This is a genomic window from Salinibacter ruber DSM 13855, assembly GCF_000013045.1.
GTDB classification, from domain to species: domain Bacteria; phylum Bacteroidota; class Rhodothermia; order Rhodothermales; family Salinibacteraceae; genus Salinibacter; species Salinibacter ruber.
The window spans coordinates 3386912-3405242 of the sequence record NC_007677.1; the positions used below are offsets into that span (position 1 = coordinate 3386912).

Here is an 18331-nt window from a genome sequence, read left to right on the forward strand (position 1 = left end):
GTGCGGCTACGCCTCGGACGGGCGCCCCGACTCCACCTGCGCCTGCTTCCGCTCCCCAATGTACCCCCCCACGAGGGACGCGACGAGGCCAATGACGAGGACGAGGGCCATGCGCCCGTAGGAGAGGATGTTGGCCCCGCCGAGCGCGACGACGAAGACATCGATCAGGAGAACGAGCGTGATGAGGCCCGCGACGGCCGCCTCGTACGACGTGTCGCCCGGCGAGCGGAACGCACAGACGTACCCGGTGGCCTCCAGCCCCAGAAAGACGACGAGCAGCATCACCCAGGCGTAGGGCGCGTCGATGGCGGCCGCCGGGTTGCCGAAGAGGCCGAAGACCCAGATCACGAAGTTCACCAGGAACAGGCTCACGGCGAACCCGAGGATGGTGCCGGCCATGACCCAGTCCCAGGACAGCGCCGCGGACTCCGATTCGGCGTAGGTCCGCTGCAGCGTCTCCCCGGCCCATGCCCCCCCAAACGTCAGGACGAGCCCGTTGAGGAAGGCAACGACCATCGTGTACGTGAACGCCCCGTCGCTCACGAGGGGATCGAACGCCTGCAGCCCGAGTGCCGAGATGATGAAGTAGGCCGCGACGGCCACCAGCACCGCGGCCAGGGCCGGCTCCAGCACCGTCTCGCCCTCGCTCAGGGCCCCGTAGGTCGCCCCCGCGAGGATGAAGCCGGAGATCATGGCGAGCAGGGGGAAAGTGGGCGCACCAAGCGCATTTCCGGTCATCCAGGTGAAGAGAACAACGAACACCACACCGGTAAGGAAGGACCCGACGATGGCCCGGGGATCAAAGCGAAAGGCAGAACGGGTAGACATTGCGTATCGGAATTCAGCTCGTGAAGGGTCGGGTGAGAGAGCATACGGAGCCGGGAGCACGCACGTGGCCCGACCGGTGCTCCGTCACCCCCAATATAAGAACGCAAAGTTCAGAAGAAAGCCGAGTGAACGCTTGGGGACCAGCCGGTTCGACGGTCGCCGACGCCCGCGTCTGCCCCCCGATCCACTTGGTTAAATCCGCATGACCCCATCGGAACCCCTTGTTTCGGAGCAGGTGGGACGATACACTACACAGTTCCGAGGGCAAAAACAGTGTCTGGAGGTATAGGCGCTGTTTCGGGCACATCGACGTGTGTTCCCTTGGTGGCGGGGGCTGTTCCCCGTCACGGTCTTTTCTCCCCACACGGCCTCGTCGCCTGCGAGCGTCGGCCCTGCCCGTGAGGCATCGCTGCAGGGCCCCGCTGCGCTCGCGTCGCCCCGCACTGACTGCCGACCAGCCTGCCTGCTTCATGGATTCTACCGCTCCCTCTCGCCGCGTCGTCGTTACCGGCCTCGGGGCCCTCACGCCGCTTGGCCACTCCGTCGATGAGTTCTGGGACGGCCTCCTGGCCGGCAGGAGCGGGGCGGGCCCCATCACCAAATTCGACGCGTCGGACGTCCGCACCAAAATCGCGTGTGAGATTTCGGGCTTCGACCCCACCGACTACATGGACGCGAAGCTGGCCGAACGCCAGGACCCGTTCAGCCAGTACGCCCTGGCCGTCGCCCAACAGGCCTTCGACGACGCGGACCTCGACACCGACGCCCTCGCCCCGGAGACGCGGGACGACATCGGGGTGATCTTCGGCACGGGCGTGGGCGGCAGCGACCTGTTCGTCGACTCGGTGCTCGACCTCGACGAGAACGGGGCGCGGCACATCTCCCCCTTCTTCGTGCCCATGATGATCAGCAACATGGCCGCCGGCCTGATCGCCATGGAGCACACGCTGCGCGGCCCCAACCACTGCGTCGTGAGCGCGTGCGCCACCGGCAACGACGCCATTACCGACGGGCTCCTGCTCCTGCGCCAGGGCCACGCCCGCGCCATGCTCGTGGGCGGCACGGAGGCCTCGATCAATGAGCTCTGCGTCGGGGGCTTCGCCTCGATGCGGGCCCTGTCGACCCGCAACGACGCGCCCACGAAGGCGAGCCGCCCGTTCGACGCGGACCGGGACGGGTTCGTGCCCGCCGAGGGGGCCGGCGCCCTCATGCTCGAGACGCTGGAGCACGCCCGCGAACGGGACGCCACCATCTACGCCGAGGTGGCGGGCGTGGGGAAGTCAAACGACGCCCACCACTACGCCGCCCCCGACCCGGACGGACGGGGGGCCGCCCTGGCCATGGACAAGGCGCTCGACGACGCCGGCCTGGCCCCGACCGACGTGCAGCACATCAACATGCACGCCACCTCCACCCCCGTCGGCGACGTGATCGAGTCCGACGCCGTGAAGCAGGTGTTTGGCGATCACGCCCCTGCCCTCAACCTGTCCGCCACCAAGAGCATGACCGGCCACATGCTCGGCGCCGCCGGCACGGCCGAGGCCATCGCGTCGATCCTCGCGATCCGCGACGGGCGCGTGCCCCCCACAATCAACCACGAGACGCCGGGCGAAGACTGTGACCTCAACTATACGCCCAACGAGGCGGTGGAACGCGACGTCTCGGCGGCCCTCACCAACGCCTTCGGGTTTGGCGGCCACAACACCACGATTGCGGTCACGGCGTTTGAGGACTAATCGTCGGCCGCTCCCTGTCGCTCCTCTTCCGTGATCCATGCGTGATCCGTGAGGAGCCCGCCCTCTGCCTCACGGGTGCGCCCCGCAATGCCCTCCCTGCCCGACAACCTCGGCGGCGTCGCCGACCTGCTCGACATTGCGATCGAGACGGCCACCCCCGAGCGCGTCGTCGCGACCATGCCGGTCACGCCCGACCACCATCAGCCGTTCGGGCTGTTGCACGGGGGCGTGAGCGTGGTTCTGGCCGAGACGGCGGCCAGCGTCGGGGGCTTCCTGGCGGCGCCGGACGGACGAGCGGCGGCGGGCCTCGAGGTGAATGCCAACCACGTGCGCCCCGTGCGGGACGGCACGCTGACGGCCACGGCCACCCCCCTCCACACCGGGCGCACCACACAGGTGTGGGAGGTCAAAATCCGAAACGCAGACGATCAACTCGTGTGCGCGAGCCGTTGTACACTGGCCATCGCCGATCAAACCGATGCCCCCTCGGCGGCGTGAGGGATCGAGCCCCCTTCATCTCGACGTCTCCTCCCGATGCCCGACGCTTCGCTCCCCGGCGTTCACCACATCACGGCCCTGTCCGGCGACGCCCAGGAGAATCTCGACTTCTACGCGGGCGTGCTCGGCCTGCGCCGGGTCAAGACGACCGTCAACTTCGACGACCCGACCACGCACCACCTCTACTACGGCGACGCCTCGGGCCATCCCGGCACCACGCTGACCTTCTTCCCCTGGCCGCAAGCGACGAGCGGACGGGGCGGGGCGGGCATGGTGCGGACCGTGACGTTTGCCGTGCCCGAGGACGCTCTGTCCGGGTGGCGCGACCACCTCGACGCGCACGGCATCGAGCCGGAGCTGAAGACTCGCTTCGGCGAACCACACCTCCACTTTTCGGGCCCAAGTGGCCTGCCGCTGGCACTGGTGGCCACCGACGCCGCCGGGGACGCCGCGCCCTGGACCAACGGCCCCGTCCCCGCCGGCCTCGCGATCCGGGGGCTCCACGCGCCCGTCCTGCCCGTCTTTGCCGACGACCGCACCCCGGAGCTCTTCACGGACGTGTTCGGCTGGACCCGGGCCGGCACGGACGGCGACCTCGTGCGTCTTCAGGGCCCCGAACCGGGCGTCGGCACCGCGGTGGATCTGCTCGTGCGCGACCGACACCCGTCCGGCCGCATGGGCCGGGGCACCGTGCACCACATCGCCTTCCGGGCCCCGGACGACGCGGCCCAACGAGCGTGGCAGTCCCGCCTGCGGGAGCACGGCCTCCAGGTGACCGACGTGAAGGACCGCCACTACTTCCGCTCCGTCTACTTCCGCGACCCGGACCGGACATCGGGGCTGCTTTTTGAGATCGCCACGGACGGGCCCGGCTTTTACGTCGACGAGGACGAGGCGGAGCTCGGCCAGTCCCTCGTGCTGCCGGAGCACCTCGAGCCGCGCCGCGCCGACCTGGAGAGCGCCCTCCCCACGCTCACCGCTCCCTAACACTGCCGGTCCTCTCTCCCTCCCCTCTTCTTCCGATGAGCACCGACGCCATCCACCAGGACCAGCCCGTCCACACCGACGGCGCCCCGATCGGCGACGCGCAGGCCGGCCTCGTGCTCCTGCACGGGCGCGGCGCCTCCGCCCAGGGCATGCTGCAGCTCGCCGACGACCTCGACGTACCGGACATCGCCCACCTTGCCCCCCAGGCCCGAATGCGCTCGTGGTACCCCCAGTCGTTCATGGCGCCCCGCGACCAGAACGAGCCGGAGCTCGCGTCGGCCCTGGCGACCATCGGCGACGTGCTCGGCCGGTTGGCGGACGCCGGCATCGGCCCCGCCCGCACCGTCCTGCTCGGATTCTCGCAGGGCGCCTGCCTCGCCACCACGTACGCCGCCCAGACCCCGCAGCGGTACGGCGGCGTCGTGGGGCTCAGCGGCGGCCTCATCGGCCCCGACGGTGCCTCGTTCGACTACGAAGGCTCTCTCGACGCCACCCCGGTCTTTCTGGGCTGCAGCGACCAGGATCCCTACATCCCTCGGGCCCGCGTGGCGGAGACCGCCGATGTGCTGCGGGCCCTGAACGCGGACGTCACCTCCCGCATCTACGAGGGACTGGGCCACACCATCAACGACGCCGAGCGGCAGCACGCTCGGTCCCTCCTCCGCCGCTGTGTCGACTCCGACACGGCGTAGTCCCCCTCGACGACGCATGACCACTCCCGACTGGGCCAAGCACGCCGTCTTCTATCAGATCTTCCCCGACCGCTTCGCCCGGAGCGGCGCGGTGGAGGCGCAGGAGGCGGTACAGCTAACACCATGGGGCACACCGCCCGCGGAACAGGGCTTTCAGGGCGGCGACCTCTACGGGATTGTCGACCGGCTCGATTACCTCGACGCCCTGGGCGTGACGGCCCTCTACCTGAATCCCATCTTCGCCTCGGCAGCCAACCACCGTTACCATACCTACGACTACTACGAGGTGGATCCCCTGCTGGGCGGCACCGACGCCCTGCGCGCACTGCTCGACGCGGCCCATGCCCGAGACATGCGGGTCGTCCTGGACGGCGTCTTTAACCATGCGAGTCGCGGCTTCTGGCCGTTTCACCACGTCCTCGAAAACGGGCCCGACTCGCCCTACGTCGACTGGTTCAAGATTGAGGACTGGCCGCTCCGTCCCTACGCCTCCGACCAGCCTCACAACTACGCGGCCTGGTACGACATTCCTGCCCTGCCCGAGCTCAACACCGACCACCCGCCGGTACAGGATTTTCTCCTGGACGTGGCTCGGCACTGGATTGCGTTCGGGATCGACGGGTGGCGCCTCGACGTGCCCCGCGAGATTGAGACGGATGGCTTCTGGGAAGCCTTCCGCACGGTCGTGAAGGACGCCAATCCTGAGGCCTACCTCGTGGGCGAAATCTGGGACGAGGCCCCGGCCTGGCTCCAGGGCGACCGGTTCGACGGCCTCATGAACTACCCGTTGCTCGACGCCACCCTCGGCTTTTTTGGGGCCGGGTCGCTGCGCGACTACTCGAAGGCCCACCTCACGTTCGACCCGATCGACGCCCCGGCCTTCGCCGACGAACTGGACCGGCTCCTGGCGCTCTACGAGTGGGAGGCCACCTGTGCCCAGCTCAATCTGCTCGACAGCCACGACATGGCCCGGGCGCAGTGGATTCTGAACAACAACCCCGCCGCGTTCCGCCAGGCCGTCCTCTTTCTCATGACGATGCCCGGCGCCCCCTGCATCTACTACGGCGACGAGATTGGGCTCTCGGCCGCGGGAGACCCCCACTGCCGCGAGGCGTTTCCGCGCGACGACGCAGACTGGGACACGGACCTGCTCTCGTTCTACCAGGCGGCCACCGCCCTGCGCCACCGACACGAGGTGCTGCGCACGGGCCGCATCGAGGTGCTGCATGCCAGCGGGCGGACGCTCGTGCTCCGGCGAACACTGGCCGACGCGACGGCCCTCGTTGCCTTCAACGCCGGCGCCGACGCGGTGCAGGTCGCCCTTGAGGCGGCCGCCCTGCCCACAAAACCCCTCTCGTCCGCCTGGCCGCCCTCCGCCAACGCACCGCTTTCGGCGTCCTCGTCCCCCCTGCCCCTGTCCCTGCCGCCGCGCGCGACCCGCGTGTGGACGACGGACTGACCCCGCCGACGCTACCGCCGCGGCGGGGACCGGTCTGGGGACGCGTCCGTTCCGGCCTGCTCGTTGTCCGGCGACGATGTCCCACCGGAAAGCAGGTGAGCGACGGCCTGAAGCAAATCGGCCCGGGTAAAGGGATGCCGGAGGGCCGCGTCGGCCCATTCGGGCGACGGATGCGTCACCCAGAGCGTCAACGTCGCGGGCGCCTCGGGGCCCTGAAGGTCCGCCTCCAGGGCCTCCCGTGCCGCCCTGCCGGACGCCCTTCCGGCAACGAGGGCCCGCGGGGAGCAGCGGCGCAGGTGCATCGCTCCTTCCGCCCCGGTCGACGCCGTGGCGACGCGGCATCGCCCCTGCAGGCTCCTCTGCAGGAACAGGCGACGGTCGGGGCTCCGGTTCACGACGAGCACCAATGGGCGAGTCTGCAGCTCGGGCGGTGGATCGGCGAGTGGAGGAAGAAGCCCTGCATTCATTGTGCCGGCCTGGACGTGTCGTGATCAACTCACGCCTCACGGCCGCTCTCTCCAGGCCGCATCGCGCGTCGAAGTGCACCAGTCAGTCGCATAGGGGCGACGTCCTCACCCACCCGGCGGAGGGGGCGGTCCCAGCGCCTTCACCGTAATCGTGACCGTGGTTTCGCCGGAGGTCCATCCGTCCTGATCGGCCACCGTGTAGGTGTACTCGTCCGTCCCGGTAAAGCCCGGCTCGGGCGTGTAGGTCACCTCGCCGGTCGACTCGTCGACGCGCACCGTTCCGTGGGCCGGCGTGCGCCGCACCCGCACCGTCGAGGCGTCGAGGCCCCCATCCGCGTCCGTGTCGTTGGCCAGAACCGCCGTCGTCGTCGCCTCTCGCTCGGTCGTCTCGTCGCGGTCGGCAGACGCCGCGGGCAGTTGGTGCCCCCCGCGTCCGCAGCCCTCCGTCGTGCCCATCTTCAGCGCCCCCACTTCCCCGTCCCCACCGGCGGCGTAGACGTGACAGCCGACGCCCACCACCTGACGGATCGGGGCCTCCATCTCCGCCAGTCTCGCAAGGTCAATGGTCCCGACGATGCGGAGCCCGGTGCTCACATCGTCCGTGTCGAGCCCCTGATCGCCGATCCGGTACACGTCGAGGCGGCCGTCCGGGCGGGCGGCGTATACGAACCCGGACGGTTCGTTCGGCACCGCCGGGTCGTTCTCGTGCAGGGAGACACTGGTGTAGGCCGGGCCCGACCGGCGGAACAGCGCGTCGCCGCTCTCCGCGTCGAGGACGGCCAGCCCGCGGGGCCCGCGCGCCAGAAACAAGCGCCCCCCGTTCAGGGCCGATCCGCTGCGCGCCCGCAACTGCTCCACACGCCCGTCGCCGAGGCCGGCCACCTCCGCGAAGGATCCACCCTCCGCAGTCGGGCCCGCGTAGACCCCTCCCTCCCGGTCGGCCGCGAACACCGCGCTCGGCGTGGCGGCCACCGATTCGAGCGCCGTGCCAGCGGCTTCCCGCCGCGTCGCGTTGCTCAGGGCAGCGTCGAATCGGGACAGTGTCTCCTCCCCCGACGTGGCGTAGACGTCGTGCTCGCGGTCTCTCTCCGGCGCAGTGGCGACGCCGGTCCCGACGGGTCCGGGCAGTCCCGCCACGGTCGCCCGCGGAGCCGCGATGCCGTCGACCGTGAGCAACGCGGCCGGGGTGCCCCGCAGACCCCCGTTGTACGCGGAGGGGCGCAGCCCCCCGGTCACGTACAATGCCTCTTCCCCGCCGTCGTACGTCACGTCCTCCACGTCGATCACGTCGCTGCCAAGGCTGCTCGGGGCAAGGAGCGCGGTCGGATCGCTCGCGTCGAGGCGGTCGATGCCGCCTCCGAAGGCCGCCCCCGGCGTCTTGTATCCGATGTATATCGTGCCGTCCGCGTGGGTGAGGGCGCCGACCCGCATCGTATCGCGGGGCGGGGCCGCCCGGGTCACACTGGCCAGCGCGACGCGCGCCGGGCCGTCCGTCGAAGACGGTTCGGGGGACGCCGCACGGGTCAGCGAGGCGGCCTTGCCGAGGCCGGTCATCCGCGCTCCCAGGTCGCTCGTGCGTTGGAAAAGCGACGAGGCGTCCTCCTCGTCCGCGTCCGGCCCCACGGGGGCCGCCGCGTCGCAGCCGCCGAGCACAAGGCCCAACGCGAGGACCGGGAGGAGCAGACAAACCGCGTTCGACACGCGAGCAGGCATGGCACGGGACGGGGCGTTTTGGACCAGCGGAACGAGAGTGCTGCGCCTCTTCGGCCCCGTTCGCATCGCCACAGGGCCCCTTCAGAGACGCCCCTATAGGATGCCGAATCCACGACAAAGGTGCTGGTAGATATTGCGCAAACCCATGCATAGATCTGGCGCTGTTGTGTCCGGCCTTTGCACAGATCGTGCACGGGTTTGACGGTTTCGTGCACGGGCGTCCTCGGCTCAATGGGGCTACAGCACGTCCTGCGTGTCCACGTCGACCGCGACGTGGTAGCCATTGGGCGGGGCGCCGTGGGCGTCGCGCGTCCGGCGCAGGGCCGTCTGGAGGGGGCCTGGACTGCCGCCCCGCACCTTCAGGAGGGTGCGGTACCGGTGCTGTTTCTTCACGCGCTGAATGAAGGCGGGCTCGGGCCCCATCACCCCGGCCGGCCCCGCGTGCTGCCGCAGCTGCTCGGTCCAGTTCTCCGCGAGGCGCTCCACCCGGTCCTCGTCCGGCCCCCGAAACTCGACGGTCGCCACGTGCCCGAAGGGCGGGTAGCCCAGCTCGCGACGCTCGGCGAGGGCCTCCTCCGCGAAGCCCTCGTAGTCGTGCTCCTGCGCGTAGCGGAGGGCCATGTGGTCCGGGTTGCGGGTCTGGAGAATTACCTCCCCGGCCAGCTCACGGGTCCGGCCCGCCCGCCCGGCCACCTGGGTGAGGAGTTGAAACGTGCGCTCCTCCGCCCGGAAGTCGGGAAAGAGGAGCCCCACGTCCGCGTCGACCACCCCCACCAGCGTCACCCGACTGAAGTCGAGCCCCTTCGCGATCATCTGCGTGCCCAGGAGGATGTCGGCGCCGTTTTCGAATCGGCGGAGGAGGTCGTGGTGGCCGTGCTTCTCGCGGGTGGTGTCGCGGTCCATGCGGAGGATCGTCGCGTCGGGGACGACCTCCTCCAGCTCCGCCTCCACCCGCTGGGTGCCCGTGCCGATCTGGTGGATGTCCCGCCCGCCGCACTCCGGGCACTGACGCGGGACGCGGGCGGCGTAGCCGCAGTAGTGACACCGGAGCTGCTCCCCCCCATCGTGTCGGTGCAGCGTGAGGCTCACCGAACAGCTCTGGCACTCGGGCGCCCAGCCGCAGTCCTCGCACTCCAGGACCGGCGCGTAGCCCCGACGGTTTTGGAGCAGAATCGTCTGCTCGCCCCGATCCACCCGGGTGCGGATGGCCTCCCGGAGCGGATCGGCCAGGGCGCCGTCCAGCTGATGCTTCTTGCGCTGCAGGGCAAGGTCGAGGACGCGAACGTCGGGGAGCGCGGCGGTCTTTCCCGAGGCGTCGGGCACGCGCTCCGGCAGTTCGAGCCGCTCGTACTTGCCCCAGCGCGCGTTCATGGTGCTCTCCAGACTGGGCGTGGCCGAGCCGAGGATGCAGACCGCGTCGGCGCGGTGGGCGCGCATCACCGCCACGTCCCGGGCGTGGTAGCGCGGGGCGGGATCGAACTGCTTGTAGGAGGCTTCGTGCTCCTCGTCCACCACGATGAGGCCCAGGTCCTCCAGCGGCGCGAGGACGGCCGAGCGCGGGCCAATGGCGATGGCGGCCTCTCCCGTGCGCAGCCGGCGCCACGCGTCGTAGCGCTCGCCCATGTTCATCTGGGAGTGGAGGACGGCAATCTCGTCGCCGAAGTGCGCCCGGAAGCGCTGGACGGTCTGGGGCGTGAGGGCGATCTCGGGCACGAGGATAATGCCGGTGCGCCCTCGCGCCCGAACGGCCTGGAGGGCCCGGATGTACACCTCCGTCTTGCCGCTGCCCGTGATGCCGTGGAGCAGAAAGGTGCCGTAGCGGTGCGCGTCGACCGCGTCGGTGACGGCGTCGAGGGCGTCCTGCTGGGCCGGAAGCAGGTCGTGGTCCGGCGGCGGGTCGGGCGCGGGCAGGTCATCGAGGGGCGAGCGCATCACCTCCTTCTCCACCAGTTCCAGCATGCCCTTCTCCACGAGGCTGCGGACGGTGGAGTACGACGCGTCGGCCCGCTCCATCACGTCGGTCCGGCGCGGCTCGGGCGTGCCCTCCGCCCGGAAGCCCGCCAGCGCCCGGACCACGGCCCGCTGCTTGTTGCCGCGGAGCTGCTCGATCAGGTCGTCCGGGGCGTCCTTGTGCTGAAACGCGGGGGCGAAGCGGAGGTGCGTTTCCGTCTTGGGGGCCACCCGCTCGTCGGAGAGGGTCGTCTCCACCGCCACGACATCGTCGGCGGCCATGCGGCGGATGAGGGCGAGCGGCACGGCGGGCCCCACACGCTTGCGGACCGCCGCGAGGGTCGTCTCGCCGTGCGCCGCCAGGTCCTCAAGGACGGTCCGTCCCACCTCGTGGTCGGCCCAGGCGTCCGGGGCGGCATCGGTGCGGGTCAGGCGGTGCTCCGTCTCGACCGTGGTGCCGGCCGGAAGCACCGCCTTCAGCGCCTCCCCCCAGGGACAGACGTAGTAGTCGGCAATCCACTTCGTGAGGTCGAGGAGCCCTTCCGTGCATACCGGCACGTCGTCGAGCACGTCCAGGACCGCCTTCACGTCAAAGTCGAGCGTCTCGGCCGCCGGCCCCTCGCCCACGATGATGCCGGTCAGGCGCCGGTTGCGGAACGGCACCAGCACCCGGGCCCCCGCCTGGGCCGCCCCGACGAGGGCCTCCGGCACGCGGTACGTGTAGGCCTGATCGAGCGGAAGGGGCAGGACGACATTGACGGTCACCGGGACGGGCAGCGCTGTTTTTGATACGACTCCGTCCCCCGTACGGACCGTCGTCGCGTGGGTGCCGGGGCGGCCTCGATCGCCCGGCGCCCCCAGGCCCCATCGCTACGTGTTGGACGTTGTCTGCACCCAGTCCGCCGCGACCTCGATCTTGACGGCCTGTCGCACGGCTCGGACCTGCACCAGCAGGTAGGTCTGCCCCCGGTGCTGCAGCACCTTGCCCGTCAGGCCCTGCAGGCGCTCGGGGCCGCCCGTGATCGTGACGGTCTCGCCCACTGCCGGGCGGAGGTCCGCCGTCGAGAGCCGCTCGGGCACCGCCTGGGCCTTCTGGAGCCGATCGACCGTCTCCTCGCGGAGGCGGGCCGGCTCGCCGTCGAAGTGCACGCAGCGCACGATGCCGTTCGTGCGGAGCACGCGCAGGCGATCTTTTTCGTCGACCCGGGCGAAGAGGTAGTTGCGGAAGAGCGGCTCGGTGATCTCCTTCGTGCGGTCGGACCACTGCCGCACCTCCGTCTTCTTCGGCACCATCACGTCGATGCGCCGCTCGTCGAGGCGGGTTTCGCACTTCTTTTCGGCCCGGGCCCGGGTGTAGAAAACGCGCCAGACGCGGTTGTCGTCGGGGGAGGTGCTCATGACGCGGGCGACCGTTGGGGCTAGAATTCGGGAGTCGGCGGGCGTGCACGAACGGCGCGGTTGCCCTCGCGCCGAGGCGCGTACAGCGGTGTCTTTCGTGCCCTCTTCGTCCCCATCGTGGCATGGGGACAATCGTTCCCGCCCCGGCCGCCGGCGACAGCATCGTGCCCACGCCTCTTCGACCGCAACCGCCAGCGACACCCGGGCTTCGTGGGCCGCCGCACCGGCGCGGGACGGAAGTGAAAAATGACGGGGTACTTCCCCATTACGCGTCCGCGTCCATTCGTGCCTTCGTAGTGTGGGTCGCGGGGGCATCGATCGGGTCCTCAGGCCAGTAGTGCTTCGGGTAGCGCCCCCGCATGTCCTTCCGGACCTCGTGGTAGGTGCCCCGCCAGAACCCTTCGAGGTCCTGCGTGATCTGGACCGGGCGCTGGGCCGGCGACAGGAGATGAAGGGTTAGGGGCACGCGCCCGTCGGCAATGCGCGGGGTCTCGGTGCGCCCGAACAGTTCCTGGAGGCGCACCGCGAGGACGGGCGCCTCGGGATCGGAGTAGTCGATGGCCCGGTCAAACCCGCTGGGCACCGTGACGTGGGTGGGGGCCCACTCCTCCAGGCGGTCGCGCTGGTCGTAGGAGAGCGGATCGCGCAGGATTTGGGGGAGATTGAGCTGCTGGAGGTCGTCGGCCCGCTTCAGGCCGTACAGGTGAGGGAGGAGCCAGTCCTCCAGCGTATCGAGCAGCGCCTCGTCGTGTGCGTCGGGCCAGTCGTCGCCGAGGTGGTGGTGCAGAAACTGAATGCGGTGCTGGAGCTGACGGGCGTGGTCGGTCCACGGCAACAGGCCCAGCCCCGCCTCCCGGATGCCCTCCACCAGCGCCTCGGCCACCGCCGTCGGGTCGGGCGCCTCGACGGGTCCCTCCGTGAGCGTGAGGGCGCCGAGCTGCTCGCGGCGCCGGGCCCGCACCCGTTCCCGCTCGGCGTCCCACGCCACCCTCATTTCGGTCTCGATCTGGTCGCCGAAGTAGTCGACGATCTCGTCTTCCGAGAGGGGCGCGGCCAGGAAGATGCGGTTCTCCTGCCGGCGGGCGTCCACGTGGGCCGCCACGAGGTAGTCGGCATCCGACAGCAGCTGGGGCCGCGGCAGCGTGGCGGCACGGCCGGTGCGGAGCCGGAAGCGCCCGCTCTGCCCCTCGCGCCGTTGCGCGAGGCGGTCCGGGTAGGCGAAGGCGGTCAGCAGGCCCGCCACCTCCACGTTGCCCTCAGCCTCCCGATCGACCCCGAGCTTCGCCCGCCAGTGGTCGGCCACCTTGCGGACGTGGCCGACGGCGCCGTAGGGGACCACGTAGCTGCGGGCGTGATTGGGGGTGGGCCGTTCGCCCCGGCGCAGGCGGTGGAGCGCCTCCAGTCGCAATCGGAGGTCCACGTCCGGCGCCTCGCCCTGCCCCTTGAAGATGTCGCGCTCGCTGAGCAGGGCCGCGAGGTCGCACGCCACGGCCCCGTGGCCCAGTGCCTGCGCATTGAGGAGCATGTGGGCGAGGCGGGGATGCAGCCCGAGCTCGGCCATCTCGCGGCCGTGGTCGGTAATTGTGCCGTCGCGGTCGACGGCCCCGAGGCGTTGCAGGAGGGCCTGTGCCTGCTCGTAGGTGTCGTCGGGCGGCGGGTCGAGCCAGCGGAGCGCCGACGGGTCGGGCGTGCCCCACTTTGCCAGCTCCAGGGCGAGGGGCGCGAGGTCGGCGTTCTCGATCTCCGGCGCGGTGTGCGGGTCGAGGTGGTGCTGCGTGCGCTTCGTCCAGAGCCGGTAGCACGTGCCGGGGGCCACGCGCCCGGCCCGCCCCGTGCGCTGGTCGGCGGAGGCCTGCGAGACGCGAACCGTCTCCAGGCGCGTCATGCCGGTCGTGGCATCGAACCGGGGCGCGCGGCGGAGGCCGCTGTCCACGACCACCCGGACGCCCTCGATGGTGAGGCTCGTCTCGGCGATGTCGGTGGCCAGGACGACCTTGCGCTCCCCGTCCGGGCTCGGCGCGATGGCCGCGTCCTGCTCGCCCGGCGGGAGGTTGCCGAAGAGGGGGTGCAGGGTCACGTCGCCGGGCACGTCGCCCTCCAGACGCGACTCGGTGCGCCGAATCTCGCCCGCGCCGGGCAGAAAGACGAGCACGTCCCCCTCGGTGTCACGGAGCACCTCTTGAACCATCGCCGCCACAGGGGGCGCGAGGCGGTCGCCCGGGCTGATCGGTTGGTCGGCGTAGTGCACCTCCACCGGGTAGCTGCGGCCCTCGCTCTGAATCAGGGGGGCATCGTCGACGAGGCCCGCGATGGGCCCGGTGTCGAGCGTGGCGCTCATGACGAGCACGCGCAGGTCGGGCCGGAAGACCTCGCGGGCCTGGAGCGCGAGGGCGAGCCCGAGGTCGGCCTGCAGGTTGCGCTCGTGGAACTCGTCGAACAGCACCGCCCCCACGCCCTCTAGCGCCGGATCGTCCTGCAGCATGCGCGTGAGCACCCCTTCCGTGACGACCTCAATGCGGGTCTGGGCGCTTACCCGTGTGTCCATACGCACCCGGTACCCCACCGTCTCCCCGGCATCCTCGCCGAGCTGCCGGGCCATGTACTGCGCGGCGGAGCGGGCCGCCAGCCGCCGCGGCTCTAGCATGAGGAGCCGGTCGTCCCCGAGCCACGGCTCCCCCAGCAGGGCCAGCGGCACGCGAGTCGTCTTGCCCGCGCCCGTCGGGGCTTGAAGCACCGCCTCCGTCCGCTCACGGAGAGCGGCCGTCAGGTTCGGCAGCACATCGTCGATCGGAAGGTCCGGCATTCGCGTCCAGGGCGCCCGTTCAGACATTTACCGCAGGGCTTGTAGCCGCGGGCCGAGCGGCGGGTTTCAGCCCACGTGTCGTCCACGCGCTTCCGAAGAACGACATTTTCCCGCCTCGTGCCCGGCCCACGCAGCGGAACGAGGACGAGCCCCCGCCCGACGGAGCGGTTGCAGACTGGGAGAGACGCCCTCGCCTCCGCCTGTCACGCCTCCCGAAGCAGGGGGGTGGCTCGCCCCTCACGCCTGCTCCTCGTGCTGCCAATCCACGCGGAGCCCGGCTTCCTCGGCACGCACGTCAAGCGCCTCGACGTGGGGGATCACCGCCGTGGCCGCCGCGAGGGCATTGGGGGACGTTGAGGTTGACACCCCGAGGACCGAGGCGCCGGCTCGACGGGCCGACGCCACCCCCGCCGGGGCGTCTTCCAGCACGACGCAGCGCCCGGGATCGATGCCCAGCCCTGTCGCGGCCTGCTGGTACGGCTCGGGAGCCGGCTTGCCCTGCTCCACGTCGTCGGCCGTCACAAACACCTCCGGCTCCGGGAGGCCGACGTGCGTCATCCGCGCAGTGGCCGTGCGGTGGCGCCCACTGGTCGCAATGGCCCACCGGTCCTCCGGCAGGCGGTCGAGGAGCGCCTTCGCCCCGTCGAATGCCTCCACTCCCTCCGTATCGGCGGCCATCTCGTCCCCCAGCCGGTCGATCTCGGCCTCGGGATCGAGGTGGGGGGCCACCTCTTCGATCACCTCGATCGCCGGGCGCCCCGTCTGGACGGCCTCGACCTCCTCGAACGGGATGCCCCGCTCCTCCGCCCAGCGCTTCCACCGCCGCGTGATGACCGCGTCGGAGTCGACGAGCACACCGTCGAGATCAAAAATGATGGCGTCACACAAGAGGGCCATGGGACCGGCGGCGTTGGAGGGACAATTGACATCTGCGGGCACGAGTGGCAGCAAGTTTTCAAACTCCGTCTGTGGGGCCGGGTTCAGTTTGGGGCGGGCTGAAAGGGCTTTCTACGAGCGCACTTCACAGGCGCTTTGCCCGCCCCTTTTGCGCCGCTCGACACGGTCCCCGTTCCCACTCATCCCTCCTGCGTGCGATTCACGGCAGCGCACCGCTCGGCGTTTGCTTTCGTCGGCTGAGAGTCGCTTTATGTGATCGGCTCAGGTCGTTCTTCAACGAGCCGGGGCCGCCACCTCGGAACGACGGCCCTTCGTTTTCTCTGTACGCCCTTCCTCCCCCCTGTAGCGCCATGTCTTCCACATTCTCCGCCCGCGGCCCACTGCTCACCGCCGCGGTCCTGCTGGTCGGCCTCCTCGCAGGCTGCGCAAGCTCTCAGTCCGCGACCGCTCCCTCCCCGGACGACTCGGGACAGGCCCAATCGCCGGCCCAGAACGAGACGGGGGAAAACGGCCTCAAACCCTTCGGCGACGTCGTCCCCGATACGGCCCGGACCGACCCCGGATTGCTCACGACGCACCGCTTCGACGGCAAGCTGTACGTCGAGATTCCCGACTCGCTGATCGGGCGGGAGCTGCTCATGGTCTCGCGGGCGGCCCAGACACCCGACGGCTTCGGCTACGGGGGGGAGAAGACCGCCACCCAGGTGCTGCGCTGGCAGCGCCGTGGCGACCAGCTCTACCTGCGGGTCGTGAGCCACGAGGACATGGCCCAGGAGGACGACCCTGTCTACCAGGCCGTCCAGAACTCGAACCTGGAGCCCATCATCCAGTCGTTCTCCATCGAGGCCCTCAACGAGGATTCGACCGGGGTCGTGGCGGAGGTCACGGACCTGTTCACCTCCGACGTACCCTCCCTGGGCATTCCGAGCGCGGCGCGGGAGGAATATCGGGTCCGCCGGCTCGACGGGGATCGGACCTACATCAAGGGCGTCGAGAGCTTCCCGGAAAACACGGACATCGAGGCCGTCCTGACGTACCAGGCCGAAAACCCTCCGTCCAACGCCTCGACGAAAACCCTGACGGTGTCGATGAACCACTCGATGGTGCTGCTGCCGAAGGAGCCGATGCAGCCCCGTCTCTGTGACGACCGGGTGGGGTACTTCAGCGTCGAGCGGGTCAACTACAGCTCCGACGAACAGCGGGCGACCGAGGCATGCTTCATCACGCGCTGGAAGCTGGAGCCGAAGGACCCGGAGGCGTACGCCCGCGGCGAGCTCGTGGAGCCGAAAGAGCCGATCGTGTACTACATCGATCCGGCAACCCCCAAGAAGTGGCGCCCCTACCTCAAGCAGGGGGTGGAGGCCTGGCAGTCGACCTTCCGCGAGGCCGGCTTCAAGAACGCAATCATCGCGAAGGACCCGCCGAGTGCCGAGGAGGACTCCACCTTCGACCCGGACGACATTCGCTACTCCACGATTCGCTACTTCGCCTCGGAGGTCCAGAACGCATACGGACCGCACGTGCACGACCCCCGCTCCGGGGAGATCCTGGAGAGCGACATCGGCTGGTACCACAACGTGATGAACCTGCTGCGCAACTGGTACTTCGTGCAGACGGCAGCGGTCAACCCGGAGGCGCGGAAGCCGGTGTTCTCGACGGAGGTCATGGGGAAGCTTGTGCGCTTCGTCGCGGCCCACGAGGTGGGCCACACGCTGGGCCTGCCCCACAACATGGGCTCCAGCAACGCCGTCCCGGTCGACTCCCTCCGCTCGCCCTCCTACACGGCGGACCACGGCACCGCCCCCTCCATCATGGACTACGCCCGGTTCAACTACGTGGCCCAGCCGGGCGACGGCGTGGAGAATTTCCTGCCCCGGATTGGCACCTATGACGAGTGGGCCGTGCGGTGGGGCTATACGAAACGCCCGACGGGCTCGCCCGAGGAACAGGCCCAGACGCTCGACGAGATGATTCTGGAGCACACCGACGACCCGCGCTACTTCTTCGGGGCCTCCGGCTCCATCGACCCGCGCTCCCAGTCCGAAGACCTGGGCCGAGACGCAATGGAGGCCAGTCGGCTCGGCATCGCGAACCTGAAGCGCATCCTCCCCAACCTCATCCAGTGGACGAGTCGGGACGGGGAGGGCTACGCCACCCTGGAAGAGCTGTACGGGGCGGTGGTGAACCAGTGGCGCCGCTACATGGGCCACGTCAGTCAGCATCTCGGCGGTGTGCACGAGACGCCGAAGACGTACGGACAGGAGGGGCCGGTGTACGAGCCCGTCTCGGCCACGGATCAGGAACGGGCGGTGGACTTCCTCCTGACCCACGCGTTCGAGACGCCCACGTGGATGGTGGAGGCCGACGTGCTGCGTCGCATCGAGCACGCCGGGGCGCTGGAGCGCGTGCGGGAGGCGCAGGTGGGCGTCCTCGACGGCGTGCTCGACCCGGAGCGCATGGCCCGCATGCTGGAGGCGGAGGCCATGAGCGAGGACGACGTCTACGGCGTCGGCGACCTGTTCGGGGACCTGCGGGGCGGCGTCTGGGCCGAGCTCGAATCCGGCTCCGTCATCGACCCGTACCGCCGCAACCTGCAGCGCGGCTACCTGGAGCGGCTCGATTACCTCATGACCGCGGAGGTGGAGGCCCCGCCGCCCGAATACCAGCAGTACATCGACTACACGCCGGTCGACGTGAGCCAGTCGGACATCCGGCCGTACGTCCGGGCGGAGCTTAAGACGCTGCGGGACGACGTCCAGCAGGGCCTCCGCCGCACGACCGACGAGACGACCGAAATGCACCTGCAGGACGTGCTCGCCCGGATCGACCAGACCCTCAACGGAACCGAGGACGCCGACGCATAGCCCCTGCGCAGAGCCACGCCCGGCGCGCCCCGACCGTCG

Annotated in this window: 13 protein-coding genes; 6 read left to right on the forward strand and 7 right to left on the reverse strand. The window is 70.1% G+C overall.

The window, feature by feature from the left end:
- Nucleotides 1-6: 6 nt before the first annotated feature.
- On the reverse strand, nt 7-828 hold the full coding sequence (locus SRU_RS14345) for a hypothetical protein (RefSeq protein ID WP_013062878.1): 822 nt from the start codon (nt 826-828) through the stop codon (nt 7-9).
- A gap of 470 nt (nt 829-1298) precedes the next feature.
- Here SRU_RS14345 and fabF point away from each other — a divergent pair, with 470 nt between their 5' ends.
- The 5 genes from fabF to SRU_RS14370 all read left to right on the forward strand — a co-directional run bounded on the left by fabF (nt 1299) and on the right by SRU_RS14370 (nt 6200).
- Nucleotides 1299-2564 (forward strand): beta-ketoacyl-ACP synthase II, encoded by a 1266-nt coding sequence (fabF, locus tag SRU_RS14350; protein ID WP_043552764.1) that lies wholly within the window; start codon nt 1299-1301, stop codon nt 2562-2564.
- An 87-nt stretch (nt 2565-2651) separates the two neighbouring features.
- Nucleotides 2652-3062 (forward strand): hotdog fold thioesterase, encoded by a 411-nt coding sequence (locus tag SRU_RS14355; protein ID WP_011405444.1) that lies wholly within the window; start codon nt 2652-2654, stop codon nt 3060-3062.
- A gap of 36 nt (nt 3063-3098) precedes the next feature.
- Complete coding sequence (locus tag SRU_RS14360; RefSeq protein ID WP_011405445.1) at nt 3099-4049, forward strand: ring-cleaving dioxygenase; 951 nt, start codon at nt 3099-3101, stop codon at nt 4047-4049.
- 35 nt (nt 4050-4084) lie between these two features.
- On the forward strand, nt 4085-4741 hold the full coding sequence (locus SRU_RS14365; RefSeq protein WP_011405446.1) for an alpha/beta hydrolase: 657 nt from the start codon (nt 4085-4087) through the stop codon (nt 4739-4741).
- A gap of 16 nt (nt 4742-4757) precedes the next feature.
- Nucleotides 4758-6200: a glycoside hydrolase family 13 protein gene (locus SRU_RS14370; protein WP_011405447.1), complete on the forward strand. Its 1443-nt coding sequence runs from the start codon at nt 4758-4760 to the stop codon at nt 6198-6200.
- An 11-nt stretch (nt 6201-6211) separates the two neighbouring features.
- On the opposite strand, the gene SRU_RS15605 is transcribed toward SRU_RS14370, so the two are convergent.
- The 6 genes from SRU_RS15605 to SRU_RS14400 form a co-directional block, all read right to left on the reverse strand.
- Nucleotides 6212-6667, reverse strand: a complete 456-nt coding sequence (locus tag SRU_RS15605; RefSeq protein WP_183956856.1) for a hypothetical protein — start codon at nt 6665-6667, stop codon at nt 6212-6214.
- Between the two features lie 105 nt (nt 6668-6772).
- On the reverse strand, nt 6773-8380 hold the full coding sequence (locus SRU_RS14380) for an Ig-like domain-containing protein (RefSeq protein ID WP_237701774.1): 1608 nt from the start codon (nt 8378-8380) through the stop codon (nt 6773-6775).
- 237 nt (nt 8381-8617) lie between these two features.
- Complete coding sequence (priA, locus tag SRU_RS14385; RefSeq protein WP_011405449.1) at nt 8618-11095, reverse strand: replication restart helicase PriA; 2478 nt, start codon at nt 11093-11095, stop codon at nt 8618-8620.
- A gap of 105 nt (nt 11096-11200) precedes the next feature.
- On the reverse strand, nt 11201-11728 hold the full coding sequence (locus tag SRU_RS14390; protein WP_164923703.1) for a UpxY family transcription antiterminator: 528 nt from the start codon (nt 11726-11728) through the stop codon (nt 11201-11203).
- Between the two features lie 265 nt (nt 11729-11993).
- Nucleotides 11994-14531 carry an ATP-dependent helicase HrpB gene (gene hrpB / locus SRU_RS14395; protein ID WP_011405451.1) on the reverse strand — a complete coding sequence of 846 codons (2538 nt, stop codon included), beginning with the start codon at nt 14529-14531 and terminating at the stop codon, nt 11994-11996.
- 237 nt (nt 14532-14768) lie between these two features.
- Nucleotides 14769-15428, reverse strand: coding sequence for an HAD family hydrolase (locus tag SRU_RS14400; RefSeq protein ID WP_043552772.1), 660 nt, complete (start codon nt 15426-15428; stop codon nt 14769-14771).
- A gap of 350 nt (nt 15429-15778) precedes the next feature.
- On the opposite strand from SRU_RS14400, the gene SRU_RS14405 reads away from it, so the two are divergent.
- Nucleotides 15779-18292: a zinc-dependent metalloprotease gene (locus SRU_RS14405; RefSeq protein WP_164923705.1), complete on the forward strand. Its 2514-nt coding sequence runs from the start codon at nt 15779-15781 to the stop codon at nt 18290-18292.
- Nucleotides 18293-18331 lie beyond the last annotated feature (39 nt).

Excerpts from the sequence above, each read along its gene's own strand:
- SRU_RS14405 (WP_164923705.1), top strand. The coding sequence starts at position 15,779 with ATGTCTTCCACATTCTCCGCCCGCGGCCCACTGCTCACCGCCGCGGTC.
- SRU_RS14360 (WP_011405445.1), top strand. The coding sequence starts at position 3,099 with ATGCCCGACGCTTCGCTCCCCGGCGTTCACCACATCACGGCCCTGTCC.
- SRU_RS14365 (WP_011405446.1), top strand. The coding sequence starts at position 4,085 with ATGAGCACCGACGCCATCCACCAGGACCAGCCCGTCCACACCGACGGC.
- SRU_RS14370 (WP_011405447.1), top strand. The coding sequence starts at position 4,758 with ATGACCACTCCCGACTGGGCCAAGCACGCCGTCTTCTATCAGATCTTC.
- fabF (WP_043552764.1), top strand. The coding sequence starts at position 1,299 with ATGGATTCTACCGCTCCCTCTCGCCGCGTCGTCGTTACCGGCCTCGGG.
- hrpB (WP_011405451.1), bottom strand. The coding sequence starts at position 14,531 with ATGCCGGACCTTCCGATCGACGATGTGCTGCCGAACCTGACGGCCGCT.
- SRU_RS14390 (WP_164923703.1), bottom strand. The coding sequence starts at position 11,728 with ATGAGCACCTCCCCCGACGACAACCGCGTCTGGCGCGTTTTCTACACC.
- SRU_RS14380 (WP_237701774.1), bottom strand. The coding sequence starts at position 8,380 with ATGCCTGCTCGCGTGTCGAACGCGGTTTGTCTGCTCCTCCCGGTCCTC.
- SRU_RS14345 (WP_013062878.1), bottom strand. The coding sequence starts at position 828 with ATGTCTACCCGTTCTGCCTTTCGCTTTGATCCCCGGGCCATCGTCGGG.
- SRU_RS14400 (WP_043552772.1), bottom strand. The coding sequence starts at position 15,428 with ATGGCCCTCTTGTGTGACGCCATCATTTTTGATCTCGACGGTGTGCTC.
- SRU_RS15605 (WP_183956856.1), bottom strand. The coding sequence starts at position 6,667 with ATGAATGCAGGGCTTCTTCCTCCACTCGCCGATCCACCGCCCGAGCTG.
- SRU_RS14355 (WP_011405444.1), top strand. The coding sequence starts at position 2,652 with ATGCCCTCCCTGCCCGACAACCTCGGCGGCGTCGCCGACCTGCTCGAC.